The sequence below is a fragment of the Agrobacterium radiobacter genome (genome assembly GCF_040801995.1).
GTDB lineage: Bacteria > Pseudomonadota > Alphaproteobacteria > Rhizobiales > Rhizobiaceae > Agrobacterium > Agrobacterium radiobacter.
Genome location: NZ_JBEGHX010000001.1, coordinates 1,921,545 through 1,939,639 on the forward strand (window position 1 = coordinate 1,921,545; position 18,095 = coordinate 1,939,639).

An 18,095-nucleotide genomic window follows, 5' to 3' on the forward strand; every position below is an offset into this window, starting at 1 on the left:
GTTTAAAGGCCGAGAGCCTTCTTTACGGTGGGCAGGGCGTCGGCGCTGCCGTCCTTGGTCTTGACGTTGGCGAGCCAGGGTTCGATCGCCGCCGGGTTGGCCTTCAGCCAGGCGGTTGCAGCCGCCTCGCCCTCAAGGCCGTCATTCAGGATCTTGCCCATGATCTCGTTTTCCATGGGCAGGGAAAATTGCAGGTTCTTGAGGAAAGCGCCGACATTCGGGCATTCCTCGACGTAACCCTTGCGGACATTGGTATGGATCGTCGCGCCGCCGAGGTTGGGGCCAAAGACCTCGTCGCCGCCGGTCAGATAGGTCAGCTTGAAATTCGCATTCATCGGATGCGGTTCCCAGCCGAGAAAGACGATCGGCTCGCCGGATTTTTCCGCACGCGCCACCTGGGAGAGCATGCCCTGCTCGGACGACTCGACCACCTCGAATGATTTCAGTCCGAAACTGTCCTTGGCCACCATGTCGAGAATCAGGCGGTTGCCGTCATTGCCGGGTTCGATGCCATAGATCTTGCCGCCGAGATCAGCACTGTGGGCGGCGATATCCTTGAAATCCTTGATGCCGAGTTCGGCGCCCTTGGCGTTGGTCGCCAGCGTGTATTTGGCGCCGGTCAGGTTTTCCCGAAGCGTCTCGACAGACTTGTCTTCGCGATAAGGCGCAATATCGCCTTCCATGGTCGGCATCCAGTTGCCGAGGAAGACGTCGATGTCCTTGTTTTTTAGGGACGTGTAGGTAACGGGGACGGAGAGAAGCTTGACGTCCGTTTCATAGCCAAGGCTTTTCAGAAGGACGGTGGCGGTCGCCGTTGTGGCGGTGATGTCGGTCCAGCCCACATCGGAAAAACGCACTGTGCCGCAACTTGCCGGTTCGGCGGCGCTGGCCGCGCTGAACGTCATGGAGGAGATTGCTGCGGCCAAGACCAGACAGCGACTTCTATTTGCAAACATCGCTTGCTCCCTGTTTTTTCGTTCCCTTGCCATTATCAATATCTGCCGGACACAATCAACTCGCGTGCATTTGCGTGCTTTGGCCCACCGTTTGCGACAAAATGGTGAAAATGTCGGTATTCAGCGGTGCAATGTCGAAAAAGGGCAGGCCGTAGAAATCTGTGTTTTTCCCACGGCCATACTTTTCAATCAGCGTCTTCCTCGTCAAAAGACGCAGGATGCAGCATCGGCTGGAGAACCGGGACCGGTTTGTGAGGCATGGTGTGCCGATTGAAGAGGTTGGGGCATTCATACGCGGGTGCTCCGGGAGTGGATAATGGCAAAACTCTATTTCAATTATTCGACGATGAATGCCGGCAAATCGACCATGCTGCTGCAGGCGTCCTATAATTATCACGAACGCGGCATGCGCACGCTGATCTTCACGGCGGCCTTTGACGACCGGGCGGGTGTCGGCCGCGTTGCCTCGCGCATCGGCCTCTCCTCCGACGCCCTGACCTTCGATGAAAATACCGACCTGTTCGCCGAGGTATCGGCCCACAATGCCGAAGGGCCGGTCGCCTGCGTTTTCGTCGACGAGGCCAATTTCCTCTCCGAACACCATGTCTGGCAGCTTGCCGAGATTGTCGACCAACTGAACATTCCGGTCATGACCTACGGCCTGCGCACGGATTTCCAAGGAAAGCTTTTTCCGGCCTCGAAAGAACTCCTCGCCATTGCCGACGAGCTTCGCGAAATCCGCACCATCTGCCATTGCGGCCGCAAGGCAACGATGGTGGCCCGCTTCGACAATGAAGGAAAGGTCGTGACGGAAGGCGCACAGATCGATGTCGGCGGCAACGAGAAATATGTTTCCTTCTGCCGCCGCCACTGGGTGGAGACGTTCAAGGGCGAGTGAGCATCTGCGTCCGGTTGCCGCATTTGATTTTCCGCAAAGATGGCTGCCCTGCTCCCGGGCTAAGACGACAGCGACACATTCGCGTGGATGTGCTTTCTCTCAGGAGCAAAATTATGCAGAACAGAACTGCCAAATTCGCCGGCCTCGCCATTCTCGCAGGTCTTTTCGCCTTTCCCGCCCTTTCTGCCGAAATCGAAGTGAAGATGCTCAACAAGGGCAGCGATGGCCAGGCGATGGTCTTCGAACCCGCGACCGTCAAGGCCGCCGTCGGCGACGTCATCACCTTCGTCCCGGTCGACAAGGGTCATGATGCGGCAGCCGTGAAGGACATGATCCCTGAGGGTGTCGCCGACTTCAAGGGCAAGATGAACGAGACGGTGAAGGTGACGGTCGAGAAGGAAGGCGCCTACGTCGTCAAATGCACACCGCATCTCGGCATGGGCATGATCGCGCTCGTCGTCGTTGGCGATGCGGCACCGGCCAATCTTGACGCCGTCAAGAACGGCAAACTGCCGAAAAAGGCGCGCGACCGGCTGAATGACGAGATCGCCAAGCTCGGCCTCTAACCGCATATCCCTTCGGTTCCGCGGCGGCCGTTGTTCCACAATCGGTGTGGAAAGCCATAACGGCCGGCGCGGACCGCAGGTTGAGAAAAGTTTCGCAATCATGTTGTATCCCGGTTGACCGGGACATATCTGGAAGACAGTAAATGACCGCGGTTTATACGAAGCGCCGAAGGGTTCGGCCGGACCGAGGTTCTTTCTTCCGGCGTCCAGCCCCACGGGCAGAGGAGACTATGACGACATGATCGACCGGATCACCGCCTGGATTCAGGCAGCCTTCAGCGCCATCGGCAGGGCCGCCGGTCTTCTCGTCGCCTGGCTTTTGTGGCCCTTCATGGCTGCCCATGGCTGGTATCAAGGCCGCAACTGGATCATCAAGGGCCCAATCGCACTGGTTCTCATCCTGCTTGCCGGCTTTTACGGATATTTCGTCTGGCAAACGCAGGTCTGGAGCAATTTCGATCCGGATTACATTTCCCGTTACAAGCTTGCCGAACGTACCGTGCCGCCAGGACAGGAATTGCCGGCCGCCAGCCCGACGTCGCCCGCCGGCGCAACGGGTGCCGCCGCGAACACGTCCGCGCCTGTTTGCCAGCGTTCGGGCATCGTCGACGCCGCCGCCGATCTCACCGATTTCAACGTCAACCAGAACGCCTGGATTTCCTCCATGCTGCTCTATCGTCTCGGCCTCTTCGGCATGGACTGGGACAGCACGCCGTTTCTGGACAACAAGGCCTCGTTCCAGCGCGGTGTAAATCAGGCCGTGCGCCGCACCTCTGTTGAACTGGTGGATACGCTCGGCCGCGTGCGCGGAACCTCCGGCATCAATAACAATCTCCAGGAAGCGCGCGGCAACATGCAGTTCAGCGAATATTCCTGGTATTTCGGTCTCGATCCCTTCGGCCCGAAGACGCCGACCCCCAGCTATTACCGCGCCGCCATCCGCAGCTTCCAGGCCTTCAACGGCGAACTCACGGCCTGCAAGGCGGTTTTTGACACCCGCGCCGACAACCTGATCCAGTTCATCGATCGTATCGCCGGCGACATCGGTTCGACTTCGGCGATCCTTCGCGAGCGTTCGGAAAACTATAATGGCGGCTGGTTCGACACCCGCGCCGATGACCGCTTCTGGTTCGCTTATGGCCAGCTCTACGGTTATTATGGCGTGCTTTCCGCCGCAGGATCGGACTTCGCGCAGGTCATCCGCGAGCGTAACCTGACCAACCTGTGGAACGACACGCTGTTGCAAACCCGCGCGGCGCTGCGCATCCAGCCGGCGATCATTTCCAATGGTGAGGAAAGCGGCTGGATCATGCCGTCGCACCTCGCCACCATGGGATTTTACGTTTTACGGGTGCGCTCGAATCTCGTCGAGCTTCGCTCGGTTCTCGACCGGTAAGGCGCAGGCCTGCCCCGAACGACAGTGCCGATCAGTCGATCAGGCCAAGGCGTATGGCCTTGGCCACGAGCTGGGTGCGGTTGACGCAGTCGAGCTTGCGGATGGCGTTGTTCATATAGGCATTGACGGTATGTTCCGAGATGGAGAGAAGCTCGGCGATCTCCACGGAGGTCTTTCCCTGCGCCGTCCAGCGCACGACGTCGAGTTCCCGTTTCGTCAGTGGCGAGGGACCCCTGGAATTGGCGCGACAAAGGCGGTCATAAACCTCCAGCGCATGCAGCACGATCATGCTCAGCTCGTTCAGCGAGGCTTGCGGCAAGACATCGCGATCGCCTGCGAAATTCATCAGATGCCGGTTGCCGTACATGCCGTGCACCGGCACCATGAGACCGGAGGTAATGCCCATGCTGCTTAGCGAGGCCGCCGCATGCAGCAGCGGTCCACCGGCAATATCCGGGTCCTGCAGCGACCAATATTGCGGCATCATCGATGACGCGCCGCGCTTGATGACGGGACAATCCCCAAGTGCGCCATCCTTGGTCATCGCATTCACAACCCAGATCGGCAGGCTGCTTTCAACGACCGTGGGCAAGGCATAAACATTTTGGCCGCCGGGTAACCGCAGCAGGGTCACATAAGCGTAACCGAAGGCGCGCATCACCTCCCGCAGCGCCTCCAGCCATTGGGATTTGTCGGCCGCAGCCGACAGATCGTCACAAAGTCTGGCCTGGCGCTCCGTCTTCGCCATTCACGCGCCCTCGCCGCGCCGGGACGCGCTGCCCGGAGCGAGAAACATGCGGCATGGCCAAGACGGGGTTGCGACCTTCATATCGGCTGGACCATCCTGATCAAAGCACCGGCTTTTCGGATTTGTCCTTCGGCTTTGCCATCAGTTTTTCGAGGAAACCGAGCATGACCGCCGAGACGACAAAAGCCAGATGAATGATGGTGAACCACATCAGCTGGCTGTCCGTATACTGGCTGGCGTTGAGGAATATCTGCAGCAGGTGGATCGATGAAATCGCCACGATCGACGACGCGACCTTGATTTTGAGGCTGCCCGAGTCGAGCTTGCCCAGAAACGAAACCTCGGCATCCGACTCGTCGAAGCGGCTGACGAAGTTCTCGTAACCGGAGATCATCACCATGACGATCAGGCTGGCGACCAGCGCCGCATCGATCAGCCCGAGCATGGCAAGGATCATATCCGCTTCGTCGTAAGTGAAGACGTTTTTTGCAACCTTCAGAAACTTGAGCATGAAGGAAAAGGCATAGACCGCGAGCGCCGCAACGAGCCCGAGATAAAAGACCACAAGCAGCCAGCGGCTGGAGAGAATGATCCGCTCGACGAGCAGTTCAAGAGACTTCATTTCCGTATCCGATTAATAATCTGTTTATTGTTTCGCCATGTAAACTGGCTGCCAATATCCTAGCAAGCGGCAATGTCGGGACTTTGACCGTATCGCGGCGTTTTCGCACCCATTCGCCGGCCAGACGCCGCTGGGGGATAAGCGTCGTATTTTTGCAACATACCGTTATGCTTTAAAACATGATGTAAAAAGTCATATATAATATGTTGACAGTTATCGTCATGTTTTTTAGTCCTCGATTATCGGCTCGCCCGTAACAATCAAAACAGTTTCAGCCGCGGCGGCAAACGCGGCGTGCTTTCGCACGCCGTGGCCTATTCGCGCGTCTACCTGGGGGTACTTCATGTCCATTTCGCGCACGCAGTCCGCGTTGCTTCTGTGCACTGCCATCTCTCTCCTGCCGCTTGTCGGCCCTGCACGGGCGCAGGATGCCGCTTCGCAGGCGGACGGCACCACGACGCTTGAAAAGATCGTGGTCAAGGGCAAGCGCGTCAAAAGCGCCAATGCCGCCGCCGACACGCCGCTGGCAAGCCAGACCACGGCGGAAGACATCCGCAAGAAGGACATCGGCAGCATCAAGGACCTCGGCAACAGCACGGAGCCGGGCGTCGATTATGTCGATGCCAAGCCCGGCCGGCCCGGCGGCCTGTTCATTCGCGGCCTCGGTGGCGCGCGCGTCGTCACTTTGATCGACAATATTCCCGTTCCCTTCTTCGAAAACTTTGCCCGGCAGGGTCAGGCCACCACCACATTGAGCAATACGAATTCGAGCTTCGATTTTTCCTCGCTTTCGACTGTTGATGTGGTGCGCGGCGCCGATTCCAGCCGCATTGGCTCCGGTGCTCTCGGCGGCGCGCTCGTGCTGCGCACGCTCGAGCCGGAAGACCTGATCGGCGAAGGCAGGGACTGGGGTGGTGTGGCCAAGACCACCTATGACAGCGAAGACAGAAGTGTCGGCGGATCGATCGCCGTCGCCAAAAAGATCGAGAACACCTCGGTCCTGTTCCAGGGTTCCTACAAGCGCGGCAACGAGACGGACAACAAGGGTACGGCCGACGTCTACGGAACGCGCCGCACCAAGCCCAACCCCGCCGATACCTATGAAAGCAACCTAATGTTCAAGATCCGCCAGGATCTTGAAGGCGGTCACCGCATCGGGCTGACGGCCGAGCGTTATTCGCTGAGAGACCGCAGTGACATGAAGACCCTGCAGGGCGTCAGCGTATCGGGATCGACCTACCGGATCGGCGACTACCGGGGTTACGAGGACACCGAGCGTGACCGCGTATCGCTCGATTATGAATACGAGGCGCCCTCGACCGACGGCGTGATCGACGCCGCCAATCTCTCGCTTTACTGGACGCGCCTTTCCAAGGAGTCCGGCGCGGGCGACCGCCTGACCAACAATTCGCTCTATATTCGCGAAGACAGCATGCGCAATAGCGCATTCGGCATCGTCGGCGGCCTCGAATCCGGTTTCGAGCTTGGCGGCGTGCAGCACACAGTCCGCTTCGGCGGCAACGCCATGACGACCGATTTCAGCCAGGAACTATTCGCCAATACGGCCGGATCGACCTCGTCTTCGCAATCGGACATGCCTGACGTGAGCGGCAAGAGCCTCGGCCTTTATCTCGATGACGAAATCGCCTTCGGCAACGGCTTCCGTCTTACCCCCGGCCTGCGCTTCGATTCCTACGATTACGACCCTGACGGTTCGGTTTCCAGCAATGGCGGCTACAGAACCTTCGGCCTGCCGAGCGGCAACAGCGGCTCACGCTTTTCGCCGAAGCTTCTTGCAACTTACGACGTTACCCCGGAACTGCAGCTCTTCGCACAATGGTCGATGGCCTATCGTGCCCCGACGATCAACGAACTGTACCTGAACTTCTCCAACATCAGCTCCGGCTACGCTGTTGTCGGCAATTCCGCCCTCAACCCCGAGACCAGCAATGGTTTCGAAATCGGCGCGAACTATGCCTCCGGCGACCTGACGGGAAGCCTGACGCTGTTCCACAACAAGTACAAGAACTTCATCGAGCAATACACGACCTCGACCACCCTGTTCCCCGGCTTCGGCGGCAGGGGCAACGGATCGCTCTTCACCTATCGCAACCGCAACAATGTCGAAATCTCCGGTGTCGAAGCCAAGGTCCGCAAGGATCTCGCAAACGGCTTCTTCGCCCATGCCTCGCTTGCCTACGCCTATGGCAAGGACACCGATACCAACGAGTTCATTCGCACGGTCGCGCCGTTCAAGTCCGTCCTCGGCGTCGGTTATGCGCAGGATGTCTGGGGTACGGAACTGACCGGCGTCTTCTCGTCCGGCATGCGTGACGACAGGGTGGCCAACACCTTCGATGCCCCCGGCTACGGCGTCTTCAACCTGACCGGCTGGTGGGAGCCGGAACAGACCAAGGGCCTGCGCATCCAGGCCGGTATCTACAATCTGTTCGACAGGAAATACTGGAATGGGGTCGGCGTCCGCGACGTGAACCCGAATTCCGTCAGCACCGTCAACCAGCCCGTCGATTTCTACACGGAAGCAGGCCGCACCTTCAAAATCTCCCTGACCCAGAAATTCTAAATCCGGGCGGAAATATCATCTCCAGTCGGGGCGGCCTTCGGGTCGCCCCTTTTTTGTCAGCGGCAATAGAGATAGCTGCCCTTGCGCTCCAGCACGTCGAGATGCAGGTGATCCTGATGGGTCGCGTCGCTGCCGGGCGAAAGAACCGTGCGGAAGAACAGGCAGGCGGCGGCGGTGATGGTGCGCTGGAAAGCGCCTTCCGGCGTCCCGTCCTCGACCCGCGGCTTCATCACCAGCGGCTCACCCTTGTCGAAGGAAATGGTGGAAATATCCACGGCATTGCCCTTGGCATGTTCGGAAATCTTGCCGTTTTCCGCGCTGTTGCGGTTGCGGCAGATATAGGTCGAGGCGTTGGCGATGGCCGTCACCTTTTTCTCCGGCAAAGCGAGAGCCGCCGCCGGCAACATCATCTCCTTGGTCCAGCGGGAAAGCGCAAGCGCGGTTTCGCAACGCATGGTGCCCGATGGTTCCAGCTTGATACCGGGCAGAACCACGGAAAGCTCGACAGGCGCTTCGATGCCGCACCCCTGCTCGGCATCGCGGATCGGCTCAAGCTGCTTGAACTCAGCGCCGATCTCCTTCAACGCGCCAAGGCATGCCTGAAGTGCGGCCGGATCTTCCGGTTTCACCGGCTCCGGTGGTTTCTCGTCGGGTTTGGCCGCCTCGTCACCGGGCTTCTTACGCTCCCCGTCGTCCTTGCCCTCGCCTTCCTTTCTGGCGTCATCGGAATCTTTATCAGCGGGTGTCTTTTTATCATCCGATTTCTGCTCCTCCGAAGCCTGCGGCTTCGCGTCCGGTTTCTGCTCTTCCGGGCGCTGCGGTTTAGGGGTCGGTTTCGGCGCTTCCGCCGGGCTTTGCGGCGTCTCGTCCGATGGTTTTTCCGAGGGGGTGGAGGATTGCCCCTCGCCCGGTTTTGGCTGCGGCACCGGTACCTGCGCCGGCGGTTCAGAGGCGGAAATCAATGCGAAGGTGGCTACCAGAAGACACAGGCGATGAAGCATTTTTCGGGGCACTCCTGACCGTTTCGGCAGGAGAGCAACGCAGCGGCGGCCGGTAAGGTTCACTCCCTTGCCGAAATCCGCTTGCCAAGGCGGATCGTGCACGCTAACAATTTCCCCATGAATATCGTGTCTAAGAACATTGCTAACTGGTGGTGGGGCAGCTTTTCGCGGCCTTGACCAGTCATGTCTTCAGACAAAGTCCAAGCCGCCCGAATTTTCAGGCGGCTTTTTTGTTATTTTGCCGCCTGTCATCGGGCCTGAACAACAGGAAGTACGAAAGAAATGGTAACGATCATTCAGGATGACGGAGCGGAAACCTACGAGACGAAAGGCGGCATCAAGGTCAGCCGAAAACGCCGGCCCGCCGACTATGCCAACGCCATCGATAATTATATCGAAAAGCTCGATTCCCATCGCGGCGCGGTCTTCTCGTCCAACTATGAATATCCCGGCCGTTACACCCGCTGGGATACGGCCATCATCGATCCGCCGCTCGGTATCTCCTGTTTTGGCCGCAAGATGTGGATCGAGGCCTATAATGGCCGTGGCGAAGTGCTGCTTGGCTTCATCACCGAAAAGCTGAAGGCGACGCCCGATCTCACGCTTGGCGCTTCCACCACACGCCGCCTCGATCTCACCGTCAACGAACCGGACCGCGTCTTCACTGAGGAAGAACGTTCGAAAATCCCGACCGTCTTCACTGCGCTGCGCGCCATCGTCGACCTTTTCTATTCGAATGCGGATTCGGCAATCGGCCTGTTCGGCGCTTTCGGTTACGATCTCGCTTTCCAGTTCGACGCCATCAAGCTGTCGCTGGCGCGGCCGGAAGACCAGCGCGACATGGTGCTGTTCCTGCCCGATGAAATCCTCGTCGTTGACCATTATTCCGCCAAGGCCTGGATCGACCGTTACGATTTCGAAAAGGCCGGCGCGACGACGGACGGCAAGTCCTCCGAAATCACACCCGAGCCGTTCAAGACCACCGACACGATCCCGCCCAAGGGCGATCACCGTCCCGGCGAATATTCCGAACTTGTCGTGAAGGCCAAGGAAAGCTTCCGCCGCGGCGATCTGTTCGAGGTCGTTCCCGGCCAGAAGTTCATGGAGCGCTGCGAAAGCAATCCATCAGCGATTTCGCGCCGCCTGAAGGCGATCAATCCCTCGCCCTATTCCTTCTTCATCAATCTCGGCCACCAGGAATATCTGGTCGGCGCTTCGCCGGAAATGTTCGTGCGCGTCTCCGGCCGCCGCATCGAGACCTGCCCGATCTCAGGCACCATCAAGCGCGGTGACGACCCGATTGCTGATAGCGAGCAGATCCTGAAACTGCTCAACTCGAAAAAGGACGAATCCGAGCTGACCATGTGCTCGGATGTGGACCGTAACGACAAGAGCCGCGTCTGCGAGCCGGGTTCGGTGAAGGTCATCGGTCGTCGCCAGATCGAGATGTATTCGCGCCTCATCCACACGGTCGACCACATCGAGGGTCGCCTGCGCGACGATATGGACGCCTTTGACGGCTTCCTCAGCCACGCATGGGCCGTCACCGTCACCGGTGCGCCAAAGCTGTGGGCCATGCGCTTCATCGAAGGCCATGAAAAGAGCCCGCGCGCCTGGTATGGCGGCGCGATCGGCATGGTCGGCTTCAACGGCGACATGAATACCGGCCTGACGCTGCGCACCATCCGCATCAAGGACGGCATCGCAGAAGTGCGCGCCGGTGCGACGCTGCTCAACGATTCCAATCCGCAGGAAGAAGAAGCAGAAACCGAACTCAAGGCCTCCGCCATGATATCAGCCATTCGCGATGCAAAGGGCACCAACTCGGCCGCCACCAAGCGCGATGCCGCCAAGGTGGGCAACGGCGTCAAGATCCTGCTCGTCGATCACGAGGACAGTTTCGTGCACACGCTGGCGAATTATTTCCGCCAGACGGGTGCCACGGTTTCCACTGTCAGATCGCCGGTCGCAGCTGATGTGTTCGATCGCTTCCAGCCCGATCTGGTCGTGCTCTCGCCCGGACCGGGCAGCCCGACGGATTTCGACTGCAAGGCGACGATCAAGGCCGCCCGCGCCCGTGACCTGCCGATCTTCGGCGTCTGCCTTGGCCTTCAGGCGTTGGCGGAAGCCTATGGCGGCGAACTTCGCCAGCTTGCGGTGCCGATGCACGGCAAGCCCTCGCGCATCCGCGTGCTGGAACCCGGCCTCGTTTTCTCCGGTCTCGGCAAGGAAGTAACCGTCGGCCGTTACCACTCGATCTTCGCCGACCCCGCCACCCTTCCGCGTGATTTCATCATCACGGCGGAAAGCGAGGACGGCACGATCATGGGCATCGAGCACGCCAAGGAACCGGTGGCCGCCGTTCAGTTCCACCCGGAATCGATCATGACGCTCGGCCAGGACGCCGGCATGCGGATGATCGAGAATGTCGTGGTGCATCTGACCCGCAAGGCGAAGACGAAGGCGGCATGATGGTGGCTACCGACGCCATCAGCATCGAACCCATCCGGGCAGAGCACGTTGAAAGCTTTCACCGTGCTCTCGATGCGGTATCGCGCGAGCGGAAATATCTGAGCTTCCTGGAGGCGCCGCCGCTCGATTCGGTTCGCGCCTTCGTTCTCGACATGATCGAAAACGACCATCCGCAATTCGTGGCGATTGCGGATGGCGAGGTGGCCGGCTGGTGCGATATTCGCCGCCAGAGCAGGGCAACCCGCGCCCATTGCGGCACGCTCGGCATGGGCATCCTTCCCTCCTATCGTGACAAGGGACTTGGCGCGCGGCTGATGCGGCGGACACTCGATGCCGCCCGTCAATGCGGGCTGCACCGTGTCGAGCTAAACGTGCATGCGGACAATGCGAGAGCAATTGCGCTTTATGAAAAGATCGGGTTCGTGCATGAAGGCCGGGGCCGTGACGCCGTCCTGATCGACGGGCGTCACATCGACAGCCTCAACATGGCGATCATCTTCGGCAGCTAACCCCTCGGCAGCGACGCCGAAATACACAGGGCGAATTTTTTCAGAAGCTGCATGTCGAAATGCCCTTCCCGGCGCAGCATCCACGTCAGCGCTTCATTCGCCGTCCACGGCTTCTTGTAGGGCCTGACCGAGGTCACGGCGTCATAGACATCGCAGACCGCCGCGATACGGGCGTAAAGGCTGATCTCGCCGCCCGCACGGCCACTCGGATAACCGCCGCCATCCATCCGCTCATGATGATTGAAGCACACATCAAGCACCATTGATGGCATCTGCGCGTTGCGCGACAATATATCCCGGCCGAATGCCGGGTGAAGATTGATGATCTCCCGCTCGCTGGCGCTCAATCCTTCCGCCTTGTTGAGGATCGAAGAGGGGATTTCCACCTTGCCGATATCATGCAGCAACCCGCTGATGCCGAGCAGATTGACCGTTCCCCTGTCGAGCCCGAGATAATTACCGAAAAGAATCATCAGGCCACTGACCGAGACCGAGTGCACAAACGTTGTTTCGTCTTTCGATTTCAGGCGGGTGACGCCGATGAAAATCGCCGGGTTCGACTGCACGGCATCGGAAATCTTGCCCGCCGCCGCAGCCATGCCCTTCAGCGAGACACTGCCGCCGGCTTCAGCGGAGGCAAAGGTTTCGGCAATGGTATCGGCGGCCGAGCGTACGGCATGGGTAACGGCAGCCACGGTTTCCGGGCAATTGCACAATGGCGGTGAAACGGCTGCAGAACGCTTGCTGCCTTCGGTGTCGTGCCCCTTGGCCGTGTTGATGACGATGCTTTCGGCGCCGCTCAATTTCAATTGACGCATTAATTCCTCATGCCGCAAAAGAAAGCGGTGCCGCTTTAAAAATCCCTGGTTCGAAAGCGTTCCTTCGACCGCTTCGATAAACATGCCAAGCGTCAGTTGCTGGGTGGAAATTCGTTTGAGCATCAGATGCTTTTATTTTCCTTCCCGGGAATGATAACCTGAAACCGCAATTCAAAAAAAATGTCGGCGCGCAACCGGCCAAACTATAAAGGTGAAGTCAAGCCTTCCCAACTTGCCTAAACCTGGGCCTTGAAAGATTAGATAACACAAATATGAAAATTTTTTACTCCGGATATATTTAAAACTCAAAGAATCAATCCGGATAGACCAAGAAACAACCTTAGAATGTAAATAGTGAAAACTATCGCATACGACGCAAATCAGGAGCCGAAGAAACCCGCATGAATTCCAGACTTGAAACGCGTATCGACCAGGGTACGGGCCGTGAACCGGCGGACATGGTTCTCAAGGGCGGACGCTTCTTCGACCTCGTTACCGGAGAACTCGTCGCGTCGGATATCGCCATCTGTGGCGACACCATCGTCGGCACCTGCGAGAACTACAAGGGCCGACAGGAAATCGACATTTCCGGAAAAATCGTCGTTCCGGGTTTCATCGATACGCATCTCCACATCGAATCGTCACTGGTGACACCGCACGAATTCGACCGCTGCGTTCTGCCCTATGGCGTTACCACCGCCATCTGCGACCCGCACGAGATCGCCAATGTTCTCGGTGTTGAGGGGCTTCAGTTCTTCCTCGACAGCGCCATGGAAACCATCATGGACATTCGCGTGCAGCTCTCCTCCTGCGTGCCCGCGACCCATCTGGAAACATCAGGCGCCGATCTGCCGATCGAAAAGCTGCTGCCGTTCCGCGATCATCCGAAGGTCATCGGCCTTGCCGAATTCATGAATTTTCCCGGCGTCATCCACAAGGACCCGGTGTGCATGGCAAAGCTCGAGGCCTTCCAGGGCCAGCATATCGACGGGCACGCGCCACTTCTGTCCGGAACGGCGCTGAACGGTTATCTCGCCGCCGGCATCCGCACCGAACATGAATGCACCAGCGCCCCGGAGGCGCTGGAGAAAATCCGCAAGGGCATGCATATTCTGGTGCGCGAAGGCTCGGTCTCGAAGGACCTGCACGCCCTGATGCCAATCATAACCGAGCGACTGTCGCCCTATCTGGCGCTCTGCACCGATGACCGCAACCCGCTCGATATCGCCGAACAGGGCCATCTCGACTATATGATCCGCACGGCGATCGCCAGCGGCGTCGAGCCGCTCGCCATCTACCGCGCCGCCTCGATTTCCGCCGCCAAGGCCTTCGGCCTGCGCGATCGTGGTCTCGTTGCACCGGGCTGGCGCGCCGATCTCGTGGTCGTCGACAGCCTGCAGAACTGCAAGGCCAGCATGGTGCTTTCCGGTGGCCGGATCGTCGATGACGCCCTGTTTGCCACCCGCAAACCGGTTGCACCCGTGGGTCTCGACAGCGTCAAGGCAAGGCCGGTGCTGGCGGCCCATTTCGGCGTGCCGGTCACGGAAGGCGAAAGCCCGGTCATGGGCGTGCTTCCCGGCAAGATCATTACCGAGCACCGCCGCTACAAGCTGCCGACGGATGGCAACCAGACCACCGTCGATCTTGAGAACGACATCATCAAGGTTGCCGTCATCGAACGCCATGGCAGGAACGGCAACCACGCCAATGGTTTCGTTCAGGGCTTCGGCCTGAAGAAGGGCGCGATCGCCTCAACCGTCGGCCATGACAGCCACAATATCTGCGTCGTCGGTGTCAACGAGGACGACATGGCGCTGGCCGCCAACCGGCTCGGCGAAATCAAGGGCGGTTTCGTGGTGGTGGAAGACGGCAGGGTCACCGGCGAGATCTCTTTGCCCGTGGCCGGGCTGATGAGCCTCGAACCCTATGAGACCGTTCGCGATACGCTGCACACACTCAGAAAAGCAGCCTATGCGCTCGGCACGACGCTGGAAGAACCCTTCCTGCAAGTGGCCTTCCTGCCGCTACCCGTCATTCCGCATTTGAAGATTTCGGATATGGGCATGGTGGATGTGGATCGGTTTGCGCTGATCTGATTGGCGGAAAATGCCTCGGCGGAAGACGGGAAACACGCATGAAACGCCAGCCTCATTCCTGTGCTTGTCGCAGGAATCCAGTCGACGCGCGTCTGCGCGGCGAGAGAGTCTTTTCAGCCCAACGACTTGGGCTGGCTAGATTCCTGTGACAAGCACAGGAATGAGGGAAGCATCTGCTGTGCCTCTGCCCCTCAATCCGAAGGCAGAAGCTTGCGGAAATAAACCACCCGCTCCGTTTCCTCAAATCCCAGCGCCGCATGCATGCGATGGGAATCGACATTTGCAATATCGGCATCGGATGCGAATTCGGTGACGCCCTGGCTGATGGCCCAGCGGGTTACTTCGGCCACGAGCGCTGCGGCAACGCCCTGTCTGCGAAACGTCTCCTCGACATAAATTCCCTCGAGAAACGCCACGGGCGACGTGTCGCAGCCGTTGACGTAATCCCGCCGCAGACTGACCTCGGCAAAACCAATGGCCGCTCCCGCCGGATCGTGGACAATAAATCCAGCCCCGGCGTCGGAGACGTCCTGCAACTCCGCCCTATGTTCGTAAGGCGTGGTATCCGGCCACAGGCGGTGTCGCAAAAGACACCAGTCATCCCGATAGTCGGCAGCGTTTCCGATGACGAATGGACCGCTCATACAACTGTCCCGCAAAACACATCCAGCCCATCGAGCTTGACAATCCCCGCATCGAACAGCGGCGCGAAACCCGGCATCGGCAGGATATCCGTGACCCGCATGCCTTTCGGTATCGGAAATTCCAGGGCCTCGCGCGTCAGGTTGAAAACGAACAGCAGTTTTTCGTCGCCCTTCTGGCGCGTGAAGGCCAGCACATCGAGATTGGTCTTGATGAAGTGCATGTCCCCATCGCGCAGCGCGCCGTGACCTTTGCGGAAAGACAAAACCGCACGATAGTGGTTCAGAACCGAATCCGGCTTGCGCTCCTGCGCATCCACGGCCTGCATGGCATGGACATAGGGCACCGGCAACCAGGGCTTTTCAGCGCTTGAAAAGCCGGCATTCGGCTTGCCGGTCTCCCACACCATCGGCGTGCGGCACCCGTCACGGCCCTTAAAGGCGGGCCAGAAGCGGATGCCGTAGGGATCGCGCAAATCCTCGAAGGCAAGTTCGGCCTCGGTCAAACCCAGCTCCTCGCCCTGATAAAGGCAGATGGAGCCGCGCAGGCTGGCGAGGACACAGATGGCGAGCTTCGCAACCCGTGTCTGTTCTTCAGTACCTTCGGAAAACCGGCTGAGGTGTCGCACCACGTCATGGTTGGAAAAGGCCCAGCAGACCCAGCCATCCGTCACCACCTTGCCGAAGGTCTCGACCGAACCGCGCAAGTGTTTCGCGCTGAAATCCGGTCCCAGCAGATCGAAGGTGTAGCACATGTTAAGCTTGTCGTTGCCGGACGTATAGGCCGCAACCGTCTTCAGCGACCGAGCCCCGTCACCCACCTCGCCCACCGTGGCGCGGCCTTCATATTCATCGAGCAGCGCGCGGAAACGCTTCAGGAAAGCCACGTTTTCCGGCCGTGTCTTGTCGTAGAGATGATCCTGCATGCCATAGGGATTGACGTCGGACGCATCGAGACCAAAACTTTCCTCGTCGAAAAGCGGCGGGTTGTCGCGCAAAAGCTTGTCGTGGAAATAGTGGTTGACGGTATCGAGCCGGAAACCGTCCACGCCGCGATCCAGCCAGAAGCGCACGGTTTCGAGAAGAGCATCCTGAACCTCGGGATTGTGAAAATTCAGGTCCGGCTGCGAGGCGAGGAAGCTGTGCATGTAATATTGCTTGCGCACGCCGTCCCATTCCCAGGCCGGTCCGCCGAACACGGAAAGCCAGTTTGTCGGCGCCGTGCCATCCGGCTTGGGATTGGCCCAGACATACCAGTCGGCCTTGCTGTTGGTGCGGCTGGCACGGCTGTCCACGAACCAGGGATGCTGATCTGACGTGTGCGAAATGACCTGATCGATGATGACCTTCAAGCCCAGCCGGTGCGCCTCGGCCATCAGGGCGTCGAAATCGGCAAGCGTGCCGAACATCGGATCGACATTGCAATAATCGGAAACGTCATAACCCATATCGGCCATGGGCGAGGTGAAGAAGGGCGAGAGCCAGATGGCATCGACACCGAGCGAGGCGATATAGGGCAGACGTTTCGTCACCCCGGCAAGATCGCCATATCCGTCACCGGTCGTATCCTGAAACGAGCGCGGATAAACCTGATAGATCACCGCTCCCTTCCACCAGTCCGATTGCGCTTGGGGTTTGTGGACCGGGGCATGGGTTAGCGGCATGGGCGATCTCCTGATGGTTTGAGCGGAGAATATAAAGCCGACGCGGCCGCGTAAACCGGAACTTCGCACATGCACAAACGGCCAAAACCGCCCTTGTCAGCGGCGCGCACTCGTCGTAAGCCGCATGGCTGGAAAAAACGGGAGGATGACAGCGTGGGCGGACGGTTTCTGTCGATTGGCGAATGCATGGTGGAACTGTCGCAGGCCGGCGACGGGCTGCTGCGCAAGGGTTTTGCGGGCGATACGTTCAATACCGCCTGGTATGCCCGCGCCTGCCTGCCGGAAGACTGGTCGGTCGATTATTTCACCGCACTCGGCGACGATCCGCTTTCGGAAGACATGCTGGCCTTCATTGCCGATGCCGGCATCGGCACCGAAAAAATCCGCCGTATCAAGGGCGGCACACCCGGCCTTTACCTCATCAACCTGAAGGATGGCGAGCGCACCTTCAGCTACTGGCGCAACGCCGCCGCGGCAAGACAGCTGGCCGCGGACGCGGATCATCTGCGCAAAACGGTCGAAAGCGCCGATGTTGTCTATTTCTCCGGCATCACGCTCGCCATTCTCGCCTCCGCGCATGATGTCGATACGTTTCTGGCGGAACTGCGCCGCGCCAAGGCGGCGGGCAAGCTGGTGGTGTTCGACCCCAATATCCGCCCGCGCCTGTGGGCGGACAAGGGCAACATGCTCGAGACCATTTCCAACGGTGCGCGCGCCGCCACGCTTGTCATGCCGAGCTTCGATGACGAGGCGAGCCATTTCGGCGATGCTTCCGTTGAAGCGACCATCGACCGCTATCGTTCACTCGGCGTCGAAAACATCGTGGTCAAGGACGGCGCCAAGGGTGCGACGCTCGATTTCGACGGCAGCCGCAGCCACGCCCCGGCGGAAAAGGCCGTGGACGTGGTGGATACGACAAGCGCCGGCGACAGTTTCAACGGCGCTTTTCTCGCCCGTTATGTGACCGGCAGTTCCCCGGAGGAAGCGGCCACCTTCGCCGCAAGGGCGGCGGCAACCGTCATCGGTCACCACGGCGCGCTGATCAGCCCCGAGCTGCTTCCGCTGGTGGGATAGACCCCTCTCTGCCCCTCATTCCTGTGTTTGTCACCGGAAACCGGCCGACG

The 18,095-nt window shown here is 59.4% G+C and carries 16 protein-coding genes; 9 read left to right on the forward strand and 7 right to left on the reverse strand.

Features of this window, described 5'->3' with window-relative positions:
• Positions 1-2: 2 nt before the first annotated feature.
• The gene (locus tag MRBLRC7O_RS09635) at positions 3-956 is read right to left on the reverse strand and encodes a choline ABC transporter substrate-binding protein (protein WP_004430127.1); all 954 of its coding nucleotides are present in this window, start codon (positions 954-956) and stop codon (positions 3-5) included.
• On the opposite strand from MRBLRC7O_RS09635, the gene MRBLRC7O_RS09640 reads away from it, so the two are divergent.
• The 4 genes from MRBLRC7O_RS09640 (at position 859) to MRBLRC7O_RS09655 (ending at position 3,816) form a co-directional block, all read left to right on the forward strand.
• Positions 859-1,230 carry a hypothetical protein gene (locus MRBLRC7O_RS09640; RefSeq protein WP_162266791.1) on the forward strand — a complete coding sequence of 124 codons (372 nt, stop codon included), beginning with the start codon at positions 859-861 and terminating at the stop codon, positions 1,228-1,230. The two genes, MRBLRC7O_RS09635 and MRBLRC7O_RS09640, sit on opposite strands and share 98 nt — an antisense overlap.
• A 42-nt stretch (positions 1,231-1,272) precedes the next feature.
• Complete coding sequence (locus MRBLRC7O_RS09645; protein ID WP_004430120.1) at positions 1,273-1,854, forward strand: thymidine kinase; 582 nt, start codon at positions 1,273-1,275, stop codon at positions 1,852-1,854.
• A 113-nt stretch (positions 1,855-1,967) separates the two neighbouring features.
• On the forward strand, positions 1,968-2,420 hold the full coding sequence (locus tag MRBLRC7O_RS09650; protein ID WP_004430118.1) for a pseudoazurin: 453 nt from the start codon (positions 1,968-1,970) through the stop codon (positions 2,418-2,420).
• Between the two features lie 238 nt (positions 2,421-2,658).
• Positions 2,659-3,816 (forward strand): DUF2333 family protein, encoded by a 1,158-nt coding sequence (locus tag MRBLRC7O_RS09655; RefSeq protein WP_080866343.1) that lies wholly within the window; start codon positions 2,659-2,661, stop codon positions 3,814-3,816.
• 31 nt (positions 3,817-3,847) lie between these two features.
• On the opposite strand, the gene MRBLRC7O_RS09660 is transcribed toward MRBLRC7O_RS09655, so the two are convergent.
• Together MRBLRC7O_RS09660 and MRBLRC7O_RS09665 are read right to left on the reverse strand one after the other, a co-directional pair.
• Complete coding sequence (locus MRBLRC7O_RS09660) at positions 3,848-4,564, reverse strand: helix-turn-helix transcriptional regulator (RefSeq protein WP_004430116.1); 717 nt, start codon at positions 4,562-4,564, stop codon at positions 3,848-3,850.
• 100 nt (positions 4,565-4,664) lie between these two features.
• Positions 4,665-5,186, reverse strand: a complete 522-nt coding sequence (locus MRBLRC7O_RS09665) for a TIGR00645 family protein (RefSeq protein WP_004430114.1) — start codon at positions 5,184-5,186, stop codon at positions 4,665-4,667.
• A 343-nt stretch (positions 5,187-5,529) separates the two neighbouring features.
• Here MRBLRC7O_RS09665 and MRBLRC7O_RS09670 point away from each other — a divergent pair, with 343 nt between their 5' ends.
• Positions 5,530-7,770, forward strand: coding sequence for a TonB-dependent hemoglobin/transferrin/lactoferrin family receptor (locus MRBLRC7O_RS09670; RefSeq protein ID WP_080866344.1), 2,241 nt, complete (start codon positions 5,530-5,532; stop codon positions 7,768-7,770).
• Between the two features lie 56 nt (positions 7,771-7,826).
• Here the strand turns inward: MRBLRC7O_RS09670 and MRBLRC7O_RS09675 are convergent, their stop codons facing one another.
• On the reverse strand, positions 7,827-8,771 hold the full coding sequence (locus MRBLRC7O_RS09675) for an extensin-like domain-containing protein (protein WP_080866345.1): 945 nt from the start codon (positions 8,769-8,771) through the stop codon (positions 7,827-7,829).
• Between the two features lie 282 nt (positions 8,772-9,053).
• Here MRBLRC7O_RS09675 and MRBLRC7O_RS09680 point away from each other — a divergent pair, with 282 nt between their 5' ends.
• Positions 9,054-11,243 (forward strand): anthranilate synthase, encoded by a 2,190-nt coding sequence (locus MRBLRC7O_RS09680; protein WP_004430102.1) that lies wholly within the window; start codon positions 9,054-9,056, stop codon positions 11,241-11,243.
• Positions 11,240-11,752 carry a GNAT family N-acetyltransferase gene (locus MRBLRC7O_RS09685; RefSeq protein ID WP_162687092.1) on the forward strand — a complete coding sequence of 171 codons (513 nt, stop codon included), beginning with the start codon at positions 11,240-11,242 and terminating at the stop codon, positions 11,750-11,752. Before MRBLRC7O_RS09680 ends, MRBLRC7O_RS09685 begins: the two co-directional genes overlap by 4 nt.
• On the opposite strand, the gene MRBLRC7O_RS09690 is transcribed toward MRBLRC7O_RS09685, so the two are convergent.
• A complete protein-coding gene (locus MRBLRC7O_RS09690; RefSeq protein ID WP_080866346.1) occupies positions 11,749-12,693 on the reverse strand; it encodes an HD-GYP domain-containing protein in 945 nt (314 codons plus the stop codon). The two genes, MRBLRC7O_RS09685 and MRBLRC7O_RS09690, sit on opposite strands and share 4 nt — an antisense overlap.
• 278 nt (positions 12,694-12,971) lie before the next feature.
• Between MRBLRC7O_RS09690 and ade the strand changes: the two genes are divergently transcribed.
• A complete protein-coding gene (gene ade / locus MRBLRC7O_RS09695; RefSeq protein ID WP_080866347.1) occupies positions 12,972-14,666 on the forward strand; it encodes an adenine deaminase in 1,695 nt (564 codons plus the stop codon).
• 191 nt (positions 14,667-14,857) lie between these two features.
• Here ade and aac(6') read toward each other — a convergent pair whose 3' ends face one another.
• Both aac(6') and bglA read right to left on the reverse strand, forming a co-directional pair.
• Positions 14,858-15,310, reverse strand: coding sequence for an aminoglycoside 6'-N-acetyltransferase (gene aac(6') / locus MRBLRC7O_RS09700; RefSeq protein WP_080866349.1), 453 nt, complete (start codon positions 15,308-15,310; stop codon positions 14,858-14,860).
• Positions 15,307-16,971: a beta-galactosidase BglA gene (bglA, locus tag MRBLRC7O_RS09705; RefSeq protein ID WP_080866350.1), complete on the reverse strand. Its 1,665-nt coding sequence runs from the start codon at positions 16,969-16,971 to the stop codon at positions 15,307-15,309. The genes aac(6') and bglA overlap by 4 nt, the downstream gene beginning before the upstream one ends.
• Before the next feature lie 153 nt (positions 16,972-17,124).
• On the opposite strand from bglA, the gene MRBLRC7O_RS09710 reads away from it, so the two are divergent.
• The gene (locus tag MRBLRC7O_RS09710) at positions 17,125-18,045 is read left to right on the forward strand and encodes a sugar kinase (protein WP_162686910.1); all 921 of its coding nucleotides are present in this window, start codon (positions 17,125-17,127) and stop codon (positions 18,043-18,045) included.
• Positions 18,046-18,095 lie beyond the last annotated feature (50 nt).

Bases quoted from the DNA above. Each gene is read 5' to 3' on its own strand.
- MRBLRC7O_RS09635 (WP_004430127.1), bottom strand. From the start codon at position 956: ATGTTTGCAAATAGAAGTCGCTGTCTGGTCTTGGCCGCAGCAATCTCC.
- MRBLRC7O_RS09645 (WP_004430120.1), top strand. From the start codon at position 1,273: ATGGCAAAACTCTATTTCAATTATTCGACGATGAATGCCGGCAAATCG.
- MRBLRC7O_RS09650 (WP_004430118.1), top strand. From the start codon at position 1,968: ATGCAGAACAGAACTGCCAAATTCGCCGGCCTCGCCATTCTCGCAGGT.
- MRBLRC7O_RS09655 (WP_080866343.1), top strand. From the start codon at position 2,659: ATGATCGACCGGATCACCGCCTGGATTCAGGCAGCCTTCAGCGCCATC.
- MRBLRC7O_RS09660 (WP_004430116.1), bottom strand. From the start codon at position 4,564: ATGGCGAAGACGGAGCGCCAGGCCAGACTTTGTGACGATCTGTCGGCT.
- MRBLRC7O_RS09665 (WP_004430114.1), bottom strand. From the start codon at position 5,186: ATGAAGTCTCTTGAACTGCTCGTCGAGCGGATCATTCTCTCCAGCCGC.
- MRBLRC7O_RS09670 (WP_080866344.1), top strand. From the start codon at position 5,530: ATGTCCATTTCGCGCACGCAGTCCGCGTTGCTTCTGTGCACTGCCATC.
- MRBLRC7O_RS09675 (WP_080866345.1), bottom strand. From the start codon at position 8,771: ATGCTTCATCGCCTGTGTCTTCTGGTAGCCACCTTCGCATTGATTTCC.
- MRBLRC7O_RS09680 (WP_004430102.1), top strand. From the start codon at position 9,054: ATGGTAACGATCATTCAGGATGACGGAGCGGAAACCTACGAGACGAAA.
- MRBLRC7O_RS09685 (WP_162687092.1), top strand. From the start codon at position 11,240: ATGATGGTGGCTACCGACGCCATCAGCATCGAACCCATCCGGGCAGAG.
- MRBLRC7O_RS09690 (WP_080866346.1), bottom strand. From the start codon at position 12,693: ATGCTCAAACGAATTTCCACCCAGCAACTGACGCTTGGCATGTTTATC.
- ade (WP_080866347.1), top strand. From the start codon at position 12,972: ATGAATTCCAGACTTGAAACGCGTATCGACCAGGGTACGGGCCGTGAA.
- bglA (WP_080866350.1), bottom strand. From the start codon at position 16,971: ATGCCGCTAACCCATGCCCCGGTCCACAAACCCCAAGCGCAATCGGAC.